This is a genomic window from Paenibacillus sp. FSL W7-1088 (assembly GCF_037969855.1).
In the GTDB taxonomy this organism is placed as follows: Bacteria; Bacillota; Bacilli; order Paenibacillales; family Paenibacillaceae; genus Paenibacillus.
This window is the reverse complement of record NZ_CP150216.1, coordinates 6505086-6517977: the sequence shown is the minus strand read 5'-3', so window position 1 is coordinate 6517977 and position 12892 is coordinate 6505086. Positions and strand designations below refer to the sequence as shown.

The 12892-nt window shown below is 45.2% G+C and carries 15 protein-coding genes; all 15 read left to right on the top strand.

What is annotated here, in order from left to right:
- The first annotated feature begins 4 nt into the window (after positions 1-4).
- The 15 genes from MKY42_RS29530 (at position 5) to fliD (ending at position 12872) form a co-directional block, all read left to right on the top strand.
- Positions 5-727: a response regulator transcription factor gene (locus MKY42_RS29530; RefSeq protein WP_024631627.1), complete on the top strand. Its 723-nt coding sequence runs from the start codon at positions 5-7 to the stop codon at positions 725-727.
- Between the two features lie 299 nt (positions 728-1026).
- The gene (locus MKY42_RS29525; protein WP_339846743.1) at positions 1027-1434 is read left to right on the top strand and encodes a hypothetical protein; all 408 of its coding nucleotides are present in this window, start codon (positions 1027-1029) and stop codon (positions 1432-1434) included.
- A 1315-nt stretch (positions 1435-2749) separates the two neighbouring features.
- A complete protein-coding gene (locus MKY42_RS29520; RefSeq protein ID WP_339846740.1) occupies positions 2750-3889 on the top strand; it encodes a helicase-related protein in 1140 nt (379 codons plus the stop codon).
- 109 nt (positions 3890-3998) lie between these two features.
- Positions 3999-4193 (top strand): hypothetical protein, encoded by a 195-nt coding sequence (locus MKY42_RS29515; RefSeq protein WP_339846737.1) that lies wholly within the window; start codon positions 3999-4001, stop codon positions 4191-4193.
- A 7-nt stretch (positions 4194-4200) separates the two neighbouring features.
- Entirely contained in the window at positions 4201-4905 is a 705-nt protein-coding gene (locus MKY42_RS29510; RefSeq protein WP_339846734.1) for a hypothetical protein, read from the top strand.
- 310 nt (positions 4906-5215) lie between these two features.
- On the top strand, positions 5216-5623 hold the full coding sequence (locus tag MKY42_RS29505) for a TIGR03826 family flagellar region protein (RefSeq protein ID WP_064641917.1): 408 nt from the start codon (positions 5216-5218) through the stop codon (positions 5621-5623).
- A gap of 152 nt (positions 5624-5775) precedes the next feature.
- Complete coding sequence (flgM, locus tag MKY42_RS29500) at positions 5776-6060, top strand: flagellar biosynthesis anti-sigma factor FlgM (protein WP_062329757.1); 285 nt, start codon at positions 5776-5778, stop codon at positions 6058-6060.
- 8 nt (positions 6061-6068) lie between these two features.
- Entirely contained in the window at positions 6069-6569 is a 501-nt protein-coding gene (locus MKY42_RS29495; RefSeq protein ID WP_090903542.1) for a flagellar protein FlgN, read from the top strand.
- An 18-nt stretch (positions 6570-6587) separates the two neighbouring features.
- On the top strand, positions 6588-8150 hold the full coding sequence (gene flgK, locus MKY42_RS29490) for a flagellar hook-associated protein FlgK (RefSeq protein WP_090903543.1): 1563 nt from the start codon (positions 6588-6590) through the stop codon (positions 8148-8150).
- 23 nt (positions 8151-8173) lie between these two features.
- A complete protein-coding gene (gene flgL / locus MKY42_RS29485) occupies positions 8174-9082 on the top strand; it encodes a flagellar hook-associated protein FlgL (RefSeq protein WP_339846724.1) in 909 nt (302 codons plus the stop codon).
- Between the two features lie 88 nt (positions 9083-9170).
- Entirely contained in the window at positions 9171-9620 is a 450-nt protein-coding gene (locus tag MKY42_RS29480) for a flagellar assembly protein FliW (RefSeq protein WP_339846722.1), read from the top strand.
- Positions 9620-9853 (top strand): carbon storage regulator CsrA, encoded by a 234-nt coding sequence (gene csrA, locus MKY42_RS29475; protein WP_337033165.1) that lies wholly within the window; start codon positions 9620-9622, stop codon positions 9851-9853. Before MKY42_RS29480 ends, csrA begins: the two co-directional genes overlap by 1 nt.
- A gap of 191 nt (positions 9854-10044) precedes the next feature.
- Positions 10045-10824 carry a flagellin gene (locus tag MKY42_RS29470; RefSeq protein WP_339846716.1) on the top strand — a complete coding sequence of 260 codons (780 nt, stop codon included), beginning with the start codon at positions 10045-10047 and terminating at the stop codon, positions 10822-10824.
- A gap of 153 nt (positions 10825-10977) precedes the next feature.
- On the top strand, positions 10978-11349 hold the full coding sequence (locus tag MKY42_RS29465; RefSeq protein WP_339846713.1) for a flagellar protein FlaG: 372 nt from the start codon (positions 10978-10980) through the stop codon (positions 11347-11349).
- Between the two features lie 17 nt (positions 11350-11366).
- Positions 11367-12872 (top strand): flagellar filament capping protein FliD, encoded by a 1506-nt coding sequence (gene fliD, locus MKY42_RS29460; RefSeq protein WP_339846710.1) that lies wholly within the window; start codon positions 11367-11369, stop codon positions 12870-12872.
- The last annotated feature ends 20 nt before the right edge of the window (positions 12873-12892 follow it).

The window sequence follows — 12892 nt, the reverse complement described above, 5'->3', positions numbered from 1 at the left end:
CAGGATGGAAAACCGTGATACTGGTAAGGCATCAATTAAAGTTCTTTTGGCTGATGATCATCAGCTGTTCCGTGAAGGTCTGAAACGCATTTTAAATATGGAGGACGACATTGAGGTCATCGGCGAATGCGGCGATGGGATTCAAGTGCTCGAATTCTGTAATCAGGATAAACCGGACATCGTATTAATGGACATCAACATGCCGGTGGAAAACGGGGTTGAAGCGACGGAGAAATTGCGTGAGCTGTTCCCAGATGTCAAAGTGATTATCTTGTCTATTCATGATGATGAGAGTTATGTGTTCGAAACGCTCCGTAAAGGTGCTAACGGATACCTGCTGAAAGACATGGAGGCCGAGTCCCTGATCAATGCGATTCGTTCCGTTCATGAAGGGCATGCATTCATCCACCCTAAAGTAACTGGCAAACTGATCATGCAGTTGCGTCGGATGACGTACCTTAATGAGACAGGGGCAATGAGCGAAGGAGCTTCGAAGGAAGCAGGCGTTAAATTTGTCGCTGGCGACAATAATCCGCTTACTCGTCGTGAGGCTGAAGTTTTGCGTCTGATGGCTGAAGGTAAGAGCAATAAAATGATTGGTGAGTTCCTGTTCATCAGTGAGAAAACAGTAAAAAACCATGTCAGCAGTATTCTGCAGAAGATGGAAGTGGACGATCGTACGCAAGCGGTTATCAACTCGATCAAATATGGTTGGGTTACCCTTTAATATACGATTGTATTTAGATGCAATTTGGATGTAGCAATTATAGGATTCTGTTTACTCGCGCCCATTCCATAATATTGGACTGGTTAGCGGGTTAATGGACTTTATTACTGCAAATGAGCAAAGTGTGAAGTTAGGAGAACTTATGTGCAAGCTTCGGCATGAATGAGTGAACGACCTGGCCTGTCTTCTTCGTCCGGTGTCGATCAGAATGGAATATGCGCGTATGGGATTTGCAAGTGTAACCCTTCGGGGAATGCGGCATATACTGCTGTATACAGGGATGTTCGCCATGGGTGAGCATGACCTTCCGAGGAGGTGCAGTTGCCATGGTTGCTCATCTGACTATGATTCTGCTCATATACTTCCTGGCGGCAATGGCCGTTCATGCCATGCACCAGCGCCATCTTTCCCGTCCAGACCCTGAAGGCTACGAGCAGATTATGCTCATTCCTTCCAATCAGGAGCAGCGGATTGAAGGCATTGTAAGAGCGCTTTGCCGGGAATTATTTTACCGTGGAAAGAGCTTCACGTTGACGGTTGTCGCTGATCGCACGGAAGCCGAAACGGTTCGTATTATTGAAAAGCTTATGCTTAGGCAAGGAATGGAGTTATCCTACTTGTCTGCTGTCCCTACTGATATGGAACAGGGGAATCAGACCGGGAATCGTTCTATTCGCCTTATCGATTTGCGTGAGCCAAAGCAGTAGATGCTTTTTTTTGCAACAGTTGGGCTCATTCATCGTGCAAGCTGCTGAGACAGACTGGCTAAAGCGTGTCATCAGTCAGAATGCACTTTCAATGAAGTCATGCCGGCTTGCTCAAATAAGCGTGAATTTCATCATGTTTGAGGTTAAAGATTACAGCGTATGCTGTAGTCTTTTTTTGTCATTGTAGCCAAGCTTGCTGTTAAATTAAATATGGGTTTTTATGCAATCTATGGTTATTGTCCCTGTTAGAGTTTTGTAGGGATCGTTGCATGAACCTTTTTGAAATCAGAACTCTTAAGTTAAAAGTATAGACGATGCAGATTGGAAAAAGTTTCGCATGATCAAAGAAAGATTATCGGTACTCATTGAATGGGTAAAATGATCGTAACAATTACTTTTGGAAACTAAACGACTTGTTGGACGACTCCACAATTGATATAGTGATAATACAAATGGATATTGGATTTATGAGATATGGACATGAAGCACATGCTCCGACGAATAGTCGGTTGGCATGTGCTTTTTTGCGTTTCGGGACATGGAGAATGAAGGAGGAGAGCAGATGAAGGTTGGGTTGTATGTGTGCCGAGTGAGAGAAGAGTGGAAGATGGCGCTGTCACTGGATATCCGAGTGGATGTGGCGTGGTGGCTTGAGGGGGTGAGCGGACGGCGGGTGTTGCGATGGTTGATGTTAGGCAGGGAATTACCTTTAAGTCAGGCCTCGTGGATGGTAGAGAATTTTGAGGTGGAGCGAGGTATGGATCAGTGGGGAGAGGAACACTGGCAGGTGTATATGCAGCGCAAACTGGAAAAGTACGAGCGGGCCACCGGGGACCTGGAGGCTAGGGGAGAGATGGCGGGCAACGCGGGGATTACTGCTGAAAGAGGTGCGGAGGTGGGCGGGACGCCAGAGCCGTATCCCGCCGGAGACTGGGCTCAGCTGGAGCGGGGCGCGGCCCTGCTGGCTGAGCGGCTTCGCGGCCGCCAATTGCTGGCGGCCGAGGCAGAGGCGCTGCTGGCGGATACGTCGCCGCAGCTTGCCTCGGTTTGGTGCGCGGCTGCACAGCTCGCGCACCTGCGTGGGCGGCTGAGCATAACAGCCGCCCTGGAAGGGCCTGCCACGCGGCGGCAACGCCTCGCGTGGCTTGGTCGCGCGCAGAGCGCGCCCCGCTGCCGCCGATGCGGCAGCTTTGCCGGGCAGCGCGTGCCCTGCGCTGCCTGCGGCCTGGCGGCGTGCGCCTACTGCGAGGCTTGCCTCGCGCTGGGGCGCAGCCGTGCCTGTGCGCTGCTGCTGCGTAGCGCAGCGCATACGGCCGTGCCACGCGGTGCATCGCAGCGTGGCACGGCCGTTGTCCCCACCGAGGGCGGACTTGCCCGGTGGGGACTTAGCCCTGCGCAGAGCGCGGCGGCTGCCGCGGCGCTGGCGTTTTTGGCCCAGCCATCCGCAGGGTATGGGCCGGGGCGGTTTTTGCTGTGGGCCGTGACCGGGGCAGGTAAAACCGAGATGATATTCCCTTTGCTCCAATACATATTGGAGCGCGGTGGACGTGCGCTTGTTGCTACGCCGCGCCGGGATGTCGTGCTGGAGCTCGCCCCTCGTCTGGCGAAGGCGTTCCCCGACATCTCACTCGCTACGCTATACGGAGGCAGCACCGAGCGCTGGAAAGACGCACAGCTCATACTCGCGACCACGCACCAACTGATGCGTTTTTACCAGGGATTTGATCTGGTTATTATCGACGAGCTCGACGCATTTCCCTACCATAATGATCCAATGCTCGCTCATGCAGCTGCGTCCTCATGCAAGCCTGATGGTCATTTTGTTTATTTGTCCGCTACACCACCAGCTAGGCTGCAGCGGGAAGCGGCGCAAGGGAAACTCACTCACGCCAAAGTTCCGGTACGTTTCCATCGCCATCCCTTGCCCGTGCCGCGTTTACTGAAAATGCCTACCGTCGCTGAGTGTATTCGGAAGCGAGAGCTGCCCGCCACGCTAAAAAAGAGTATTCAAACCTCCTTGCTACGGGAAGCTCAGGTATTTGTTTTTGTGACACGGATCGCTCAGATTGAGGCATTTGTAAATCTCATGCGTCGCATGTTTCCGCAAATCCATATCGAAGGAACATCATCCCAAGATCCGGATCGCGCGAGCAAAGTTATTGCGTTTCGTGAACGGACCATACGTCTGCTCGTGACCACCACTATCTTGGAGCGGGGCGTCACCATTCCGCGCAGCGATGTATTTATTTTGGATGCGGACAATGGCCTCTTTGACGAAGCATCTCTGGTACAGATGGCGGGTAGAGCGGGTCGATCTATGGATGATCCAGCAGGAAGAGTCGTCTTCGCATCATCCCGTCGTACGCGTTCCCAGGTGAAAGCGGTGGCCCAGATCCAAAAGATGAACACCATCGCAAAACGCAAAGGCTACCTTCACCCGCCAACACACCCATAGATACGAAGGGAGGCAACAATGGAATGTCAAACTGGCTAAGCAGTATCACTGACCACCTGCACCAACTCACCCATCGCCTGCATGGATTACTCGCCCCACCCGGAGCGACTTGTCTAACCTGTGGTACACGTGCGATATTGTCTCCGATTTACCCCGGCATCTGTCCGCGTTGTATGCAGCAAATTCCATGGATTCGTTCCATCCGCTGTCTGCGTTGTGGTCGAGGGATCGGCTGCCCGGACTGCGTCCGCCCACACATGCAAAACCGTTCATTCATATGCAACCGCAGCGCCGTCCAGTATAACGCTCTTATGAAGGAATGGATTGGGATGTACAAATTCAGAGGACACGAGCGCTATGCACCACTGTTAACAGCACTTATTATTCAAGCATTTCAAGCAATGAGCGAAGAACTCAACCCTGTTTTGGCAAAAGAAACCCTGGCCCCCGTGGCTCATCCCGGAGCAGCGAGGCGCCACCGCCAGTCGCTGTTCCAAAACAACAAGCAGCGATGGCGGCCAGACGCGGTGACCTATGTGCCCGTCAGCGACGAACGCCTGGCCGAGCGCGGCTTCAACCAGGCCGAGCGGCTCGCAGCAGGACTTGCCGCAGCCGTCCGCCTGCCTGTAGTTGATCTGCTGCAGCGTCGGATCAACACTACCAAACAAAGCTTCAAGACACGCGGCGAGCGTATTCAGACCATGCAGGATGCATTTGCAATGCAGCCGGATGGACTGGAGTTGATACATGACTTGTATCAAGCCAACTCTCAATTCGCGCAAAAGGAGATACATTCACAGCCATCAACAAATTCATACGCCATTGGAGAAAGAGTCTCTGCACATTTCAGATCATCCCCACAAAGCTGGCATATTCCTCCCTTACGCTTGCTGTTAATCGATGATATTTACACAACGGGTAGCACTTTGAATGCTTGTGGACAGGTGATACTGAACGCCGGATATTCCATGAACATTCCAATCGAGATTTACACGCTGACTTTGGCCAGATCTTAAGTTTGAAAATCGATAAGTGATATATGAAAATGCATGTTAAATTTAACGTGATCCCTGTCTCCATTACTGGGGATCACTTTACTAATTTTTAAATAACAACATATCTAGGTTTATGCTCATCAGTTCTTCACTGAGAAAGATTAATGTGTAATTCTGCAAAAACAACTTGTTTAATATCCATAAGATTGCGCATACATGCATTTTAACCCCTTGCTATGTTTGCAATAGACTATGGCTTGATGTGTGAAAATAAGGTAATGTATAATTATTATCCATTCGGAAAAGGAAGTATGAGAGGGGCGTTTTAGCAATGAATCTAGGTAATTGTCCTCGCTGCGGCAGATTATATGCGTTGAATTTTCGGGATGTATGTTCGAACTGTATCAAAGAAATTGAGCAGGAATACCAGACATGTGTAGACTACCTACGTGAGAATAAGGGTACCAATATACAGGAATTATCTGATGCAACGGAGATTTCGATTAAGCAAATCACACGCTTTATTCGGGAGGGTCGGATTTCCATCGAAAACGCCCCTAACATGATGTATCCTTGTGAAGTATGTGGAACGCTGATTCGTGAAGGACATATGTGTGATTCATGTCGAAGCCGCTTGACCAAAGATTTGGCAGGAGCAGCCCGTGAAGTAGGCCAGAAGGATAACAATAATATAGGCGGGCGAGCCTACAATGCTGTCGACAAACTGCGCGATTCATAGGAGCGAGGGCTTAAATACACTTTTTGCTATAACAAATGTTTTGGAACGTACCGATAAACTTATTAAAGATTATCGGTTTTTTTTATTATCTCAATCATTCAATAACATAAAGATAATGTAAAAAATCCTAGGGTAAAGGAAGTGTAGTTTGTATGAAAATCAATGAACCAAATAGAATTGGTGCTATCAATTCCTATCAGAGAAACGTTGAATCCAATCAGCAGGCTGATGCCAAAAAGAGCCGCCGTAAGGACGAAGTATCCATTTCTCCGGAGGCGATGAAGATGCTTGAGGAACAAGGTCGTACACAGGATGCAGGACGTATACAACGTATTCAAGAATTAAAGGAACAGGTAAATTCGGGAACTTATCAAGTAGACAGCCAGAAGCTTGCCGAGAAGCTCGCTCCATACTTTAAGAACTTCCCTAATCAATAGGAGGACACATGGCAATTGAATCGATAATTGATGTACTTGAACAGTTGGAAGCCGCACATGTGGAGATGCTTGAGCTGGGGGAACGGAAGAAGGAAGCTGTTGTTGCCAACAAAGTTGATATACTGATTTCTCTAATTAACCAGGAATCTAAACTGCTGAAAAGGATTGAGTTGATCGAGCAGCAAAGATTTCTGGCTGTCCACCAGTTTCTGGAGGGACGTGGTATTAAGTCCAAGTTAAATCTGACCATTAGTGAGTTGACAAGACTGGTCTTTGATACCGCAGAGAAAAAGAGGCTTCTTCAAGCTCAAACTTCATTAACAGATGTGCTACAAAAGGTGAAATATCTTAATGAATCCAATCAACAGCTTATTAAGCAGTCGCTCTCGTACATCGACTTTTTTATTGAGACAATGTCATTTCATGCTGAATCAGAAGCCACGTATCAGAATCCTTTAGAGAAATCTTATGGTATAGCTCGCTCTGGTCTTTTTGATACTCGTGGTTAACAATGGGGGAAAAATAATATGGCTTCAACATTTCATTCAATTGAAACGGCCAAACGCAGTCTGATCACACAAACGGCCGCTTTGAACACAACAGGACATAACGTTGCCAATGCGAATACACCAGGTTATTCACGACAAGTTGTCAACATGACGGCAGCAGATCCAATTGATGCAGTGGCATTTTACCGTACAACAGCACCAGGTCAGCTTGGAACTGGTGTGGAGTTTAACTCAATTATGCGTGTTCGTGAATCTTTTTTGGATGGCCAATTCCGCAATGAGAATACCTCTCTTGGAGGATGGACCATTCGTAATAGTACACTTGAAAAGCTTGAAACCATCATGAATGAGCCTTCGGATACGGGTATTCGCACAGTGCTGAATAACTTCTGGAACTCTTGGTCCGATCTTAGTCAAGATCCACAGGATGTTACAAACCGCAAAATTGTGAAAGAGACAACTTTGGCGTTAACAGATGGTTTAAATCAAATCAGTCTCCAATTGGATGCACTGACTAGTGATTTGACCAATAACGTTTCGTTAAAAACCACTGAGATCAACTCATATTTGCAGTCCATAGCGGATCTGAACAACAACATCGTAAAAGTGGAGCAACTCGGAGACAATGCCAATGATTTGCGTGACCAACGTGATTACGCCGTAGACCAGCTCTCCAAGATTGCAGGCGTTCAGATAACAGAACTAGATAGTGGCTACCAGGTAACGATTGCAGGCCAAGTAGCAGTCACTGGAGCTGCGGTGGTTCCTGTCACGGCTGATATTTTAGAGAATGCCTATCAAGCGGGGACTTTAACTGGTGGCGAAGTCTACGGAATGATTCATTCTCGTGATCAATATGTAGCAGACTATCGTAATCAAATCAATCAACTGGCGAATACGCTCGCAACCGGGGATATTGAGATTACAATTCCAGCGGGATCGGTTTTGCCAGAAGGCACAGTCCTGAACAATGTTACGTATTCCAATGCCAACAACAACAGAACGATAACTTCTGATCTGAAAGTGACGGTTCAAGGGATTAATGGGCTTCATAAACTGGGTTATACGCTTAGTGGGAGTACACCAACTGCGGGCGGGGACTTTTTTACAACCAAAGACGGTTCAGGAACGATCACGGCTGGAAATATTACATTAAGTAAAGATATCCAAAATGATCCGAATAACATCGCAACTTCGATGCGTACGACCGGAACAGGTACAAGTGAGAGTGTAGTACTGGGGAATAATAGCCTGGCGCTGGCTTTAGCTGGCTTAAAAGATGCGAAATTTGATTTTGGATCGGCATTGTCCAAACCAACCACGGTAGATGACTTTTTCGGCGCAATTGTAGGACAACTTGGTGTACAGACCCAAGAAGCTAACCGTCAAGCACAAAATGCTCAACTCCTCACTGAACAGGTCGACTTGAATCGTCAATCGGTAAGTGGAGTATCGCTAGATGAAGAAATGAGTAACTTGATCAAGTTTCAGCACGCGTATAGTGCAGCTGCTCGTTTTATGACTGCTTACGATGAACTGCTGAACAAACTCATTAACAGCACCGGTGTAGTCGGTCGCTAAGACGTAGAGAGGGGTAACCAATAATGGCTATTCGCGTAACCTCAGGAATGATGAGCACTCAGATGCTTAGCAACCTGAACCGCAACCTGAACCGTATGGATAACATGTCCAACCAGATTTCCACAGGGCGCAAAATCAATAAACCATCCGATGATCCTGTTGGTGTGACTTACGCGCTCCGTTACCGTGCAGAGTTGGCGGCGAATGAGCAGTACCAATCTAATACGGATGCAGCGGTAAGTTGGCTGGATGCGACGGATTCAAATATGCAGCAAGCTAATGATGTAATGAAGAGGCTTAAAGAGTTAGCTATTCAGGGTTCTACTGGTACGCTATCTGATTCTGACCTACAAGCTGTTAATCTGGAAGTAGAAGAATTGAAAAAACACCTTGTAGATATCGGTAATACACAAATCCGTGGGAAATTTATCTTTAATGGTCAAACTTACGACAAGGCACCGTATGAATTATCGGGTACTTTAACGGATTATGCGGATGTTGAGACGGATACGCAGGGGGTGATGTATTCCATCAGTGAGCAAGTCACATTCCAGATTAATACGTCTGGTGCAGATTTTTTTGGTTACAAAGGAGAAAGTGACAATGTATTTAAAGTCATTGACAATCTTTCAGCTGCGTTAAATGGTGGAGATAACTCTGCAGTGCAAACTCAACTTGGGAATATTGAATCTCGAATTACGAAAATGCAAGCTAGCCTCTCAGAGGTAGGCGCTCGGAGTAATCGAATCGAGTTGGTTCAAAATCGTTTAACCGACCAAAACCTCAACTTTACCACACTTCAATCAAAAACAGAGGATGCTGATGTCGCAAGCCTAATGATTCAGGCTACTTCAGCGCAAACAATATATGAGGCGGCTCTAAAATCTTCTGCTCAGATTATGCAGCCTTCATTAATGGATTTCATGAGGTAATATTTGATATTATTAAGAGGTGCGCATTAAGCTATGGACAAGGAGTGATAGTCCATAGCTTTTTTTAATACATTAGGAGGGTTGGAAAATGAAACAAAATGATGAATTTAACAATAAAGACGATCGACAGTTGATTGAGACATATACCTTTAATAAGGGAATACCTGGGTTCGAACATTTGAAATTATTTAACTTGCAGCAGCATGACGAGGTTTTCAGTCTTTTTAGTGCTTTGGAAGAATCAACGGTTGCTTTTGTTACAGTTAATCCGTTTGATTTTTATCGTAATTATGAGTTTGAATTGTCATCGGAGTGTATTGAGGAACTTCAAATTACAGATCAAGATCAAGTTCTGGTCCGATGCATTGTAACATTACATGATCAAATACAAAATACAACTGCCAATCTGTTGGCCCCGCTTGTATTTAACAAAGACCAACACCTAGGCAAACAAATTATTTTGACTAATAACGAATACAAGACAAAACATACATTTTGGAGTGATAAAGAATCCCAAAGCAAGGACGGTGATTTCTGATGCTGGTACTCACACGTAAAAAGGGTGAATCTATTGTTATCTCAGATGATATTGTGTTAACAGTTTTATCAGTAGATGGAGATGCTGTAAAGATTGGTATTGAGGCGCCTCGAGATATTGATATATATCGCAAAGAAGTCCTTGACGCTATCCAGCAGAATAATCAAAGTGCTGCAATGAATCTAAATAAACTCCAGGAGGCGATAAAGCACTTGGGGAGAAAATATGATTAATGGTGATGTTCTATCTTCATAGCTTCAATATTTAATATAAAATAAGAAAAAAGTTCGAAATGGCTATAAACAAATTATGGCATGTCGTCGATATATATATTAGAGCGGTAATTCTTCAGGGCGGCCGACCTGTGAAGACGCTTATACCACATGGACGTGGGCATATAACCATTTCAGGGAGGAAACAAATAATGATTATCAATCACAACCTTCAAGCTGTAAATACACACCGTAACATGGGTCTGAACAGTGCTAATGCTAGCAAAAACATGGAGAAATTGTCTTCCGGTCTGCGCATCAACCGTGCGGCTGACGATGCAGCAGGTCTCTCCATTTCCGAAAAAATGCGCGGTCAAATCCGTGGTTTGGAGCAAGCTCAACGTAACGTTCAAGATGGTATTTCATTCGCACAAACAGCTGAGGGCGCAATGAATGAAGTAAGCTCCATGCTGGGACGTATGAAAGAACTGAACGTACAAAAAGAAAACGGAACATATGGCTCCGGAGACAAATCCAACATCAACGCCGAGTTGAGACAGCTTGGTAAACAAATCGATTCGATTATGTCCAACACAAACTTCAACGGCATCAAAATCAAAGGTGCTGCTAATTCAAACGTATCCATCCAAGCGGATGATGCTAAATTCAAAATTGACATTGCCAAAGTTGTTACAACTGGCTTCTCGAACCTGAGTGCAGGAACATCTTTGTCGAATGTTAGTGCAGCGATTGAGAAAGTAGCTACACAACGTGCGAACCTTGGTGCGGTTCAAAACCGTCTGGAGTACACTTCCAACAACTTGGGAACAACAGTTGAGAACCTGACTGCATCCGAATCCCGTATTCGTGATACTGACATGGCTAAGGAAATGGTTGCTCTGTCCAAAAACAACATCTTGCTTCAAGCTTCCCAATCCATGCTTGCTCAAGCAAACTCTGCGCCACAAGGCGTTCTGTCCTTGCTGCGTTAATTTTGAATCATGTTTGGAAAGGCCTCGCCACAAGCGAGGTCTTTTTTTAATTAATTTTTTTGAATTTCATAAATAATTGCGAAATTTTACCGATATATAAGTTAACGATGAGAAGAAGCTGGATATTTTATTTTAAACAAATGGAGGTAAAGTATGGATTCGAGTATTTCTAACGGAATTAGCGGGAATTTCCCTTTACAGATGAGCTCCTATTCAAAAAGTGATTCGTCCTCAAGTCCGAATGATGTCGATTCAACTTTGCAACCCCCACCTGTAACGACCATACCCAAGCTGCATCAAACTCAAGAACAATCCATTCAGGAATTGCAGAAAGCCATCGAGGCCATTCAGGGACCTCAAAGAACATTGGAAATATCTGTTCACGATAAAACGCATGCCATTACGATCAAAGTATTAAATAAAGAAACCGGGGATCTGATTCGCGAAATACCGCCCGAAAAAATCCTTGATGTTGTTGCTAAAATGATGGAATTCACGGGGATACTTGTTGATAAAAAAGTATAATTTGAGGAGGACAATGTATGGTTACAAGGATTTCTGGTCTTGCTTCAGGTATGGATATTGATTCAATGGTTAAAAAACTGATGACTGCTGAAAACATTCCCCTTACAAAAATGAATCAGCAGAAACAATTGATGGAATGGAAACGGGAAAACTACCGCGAGGTAAGCACAAAGTTAGTTACTTTCCTTCAAGACAAGATTACAAAGCTGAGTTCTGCTACAGTATTAAATGCGCAGAAAGCAAATGTAACTGGAAATACCTCTGCTGTTTCTGCAGTTGCCTCTTCCTCTGCCAGTGGTGTAATAGATATAAAAGTGGAACGCTTAGCAAGCGCTTCTATCGCTGTTACAGGAAGTGGGACTTGGACAAATAGAGATGCTTCTACAACTACGCTCCAAGATCTAGGGATTGCAACTGGGCAGGTTCAAATCGGAAATGCAACAATTGATGTGAGTGAAGGTGATACAATAGAGGCCTTCGTTTCAAAGATTAACAATAATAAAACAGCAGGTGTTACTGCCATTTACGATGCTGCGGGTGGTTTGTCACTTACAAGTAAAGCTACAGGCACTTCCAGTGCTCTACAAATTGACCCCGCTATACTTAGCAAATTTAACTTAACTTCAACTACTGGACAAGATGCTAAGGCTGTTATCAATGGGCTGACTGTTAGTAAATCTTCAAACACTTTTGACGTGAATGGAGTTATGCTAACCCTGAATGCCACTACTCCTACTGATACCACCCGAATAACGGTTTCTAAAGATACAGATAAAGTCGTCGAAGCTGTTCAAAGCTTTGTTGATGCTTATAATGAAGTATTATCCACATTAAATAGTAAGGTTAGCGAGGAACGCTACAAAAAGTATACACCGCTCTCTACAGAAGAGCGAGCTGCGATGAGTGATGAGGAAGCCAAACTTTGGAACGATAAAGCAAAGAGTGGTATGCTCAAAAACGATAGTATCTTACGGCAAACCTTATCTGATATGAGAACTGCCATGTTACAAGGTGTAGATATTGGGAGAACAGTTGAAGTCACGAATGCTGATGGAACCACATCAACAGTTAAGAAGCCTCTAATGTTGACTGAGCTTGGAATCACCACGGGGACGTATCAGACAAATGGTAAGCTGGAACTGAATACGGATAAGTTGAAAACGGCTCTAGAAAAAGATCCTGATATTGTAACCAACTTTTTCTCAACAAATTATAGCACTTCTTTTACTGATAACACGTATAAACAATCGGACGGTTTACTTGCAAAAATGCGTAAAATTACAAATGTATCCTTGCAGCAAATGGCCCAAACAGCAGGTACCTCTCAGGTCAGTAAGGATTTAACTTCAACGTTTTTAGCAAACAGTACTATGGGTGAAGCCTTAACTGCTCTTGAACGTCGTATTAGTGATATGACCAGAAAACTCAATACAATTGAAACCAATTATTTCAAGAAATTCACTGCGATGGAGACAGCCATTAACAAATATAATTCTACTTCATCAAGTCTGGCTGGCTTGTAACGGTAAAAGGAGGATAAAAT

Excerpts from the sequence above, each read along its gene's own strand:
- MKY42_RS29530 (WP_024631627.1), top strand. The coding sequence starts at position 5 with ATGGAAAACCGTGATACTGGTAAGGCATCAATTAAAGTTCTTTTGGCT.
- MKY42_RS29525 (WP_339846743.1), top strand. The coding sequence starts at position 1,027 with ATGACCTTCCGAGGAGGTGCAGTTGCCATGGTTGCTCATCTGACTATG.
- MKY42_RS29510 (WP_339846734.1), top strand. The coding sequence starts at position 4,201 with ATGAAGGAATGGATTGGGATGTACAAATTCAGAGGACACGAGCGCTAT.
- MKY42_RS29505 (WP_064641917.1), top strand. The coding sequence starts at position 5,216 with ATGAATCTAGGTAATTGTCCTCGCTGCGGCAGATTATATGCGTTGAAT.
- flgM (WP_062329757.1), top strand. The coding sequence starts at position 5,776 with ATGAAAATCAATGAACCAAATAGAATTGGTGCTATCAATTCCTATCAG.
- MKY42_RS29495 (WP_090903542.1), top strand. The coding sequence starts at position 6,069 with ATGGCAATTGAATCGATAATTGATGTACTTGAACAGTTGGAAGCCGCA.
- flgK (WP_090903543.1), top strand. The coding sequence starts at position 6,588 with ATGGCTTCAACATTTCATTCAATTGAAACGGCCAAACGCAGTCTGATC.
- flgL (WP_339846724.1), top strand. The coding sequence starts at position 8,174 with ATGGCTATTCGCGTAACCTCAGGAATGATGAGCACTCAGATGCTTAGC.
- MKY42_RS29480 (WP_339846722.1), top strand. The coding sequence starts at position 9,171 with ATGAAACAAAATGATGAATTTAACAATAAAGACGATCGACAGTTGATT.
- csrA (WP_337033165.1), top strand. The coding sequence starts at position 9,620 with ATGCTGGTACTCACACGTAAAAAGGGTGAATCTATTGTTATCTCAGAT.
- MKY42_RS29470 (WP_339846716.1), top strand. The coding sequence starts at position 10,045 with ATGATTATCAATCACAACCTTCAAGCTGTAAATACACACCGTAACATG.
- MKY42_RS29465 (WP_339846713.1), top strand. The coding sequence starts at position 10,978 with ATGGATTCGAGTATTTCTAACGGAATTAGCGGGAATTTCCCTTTACAG.
- fliD (WP_339846710.1), top strand. The coding sequence starts at position 11,367 with ATGGTTACAAGGATTTCTGGTCTTGCTTCAGGTATGGATATTGATTCA.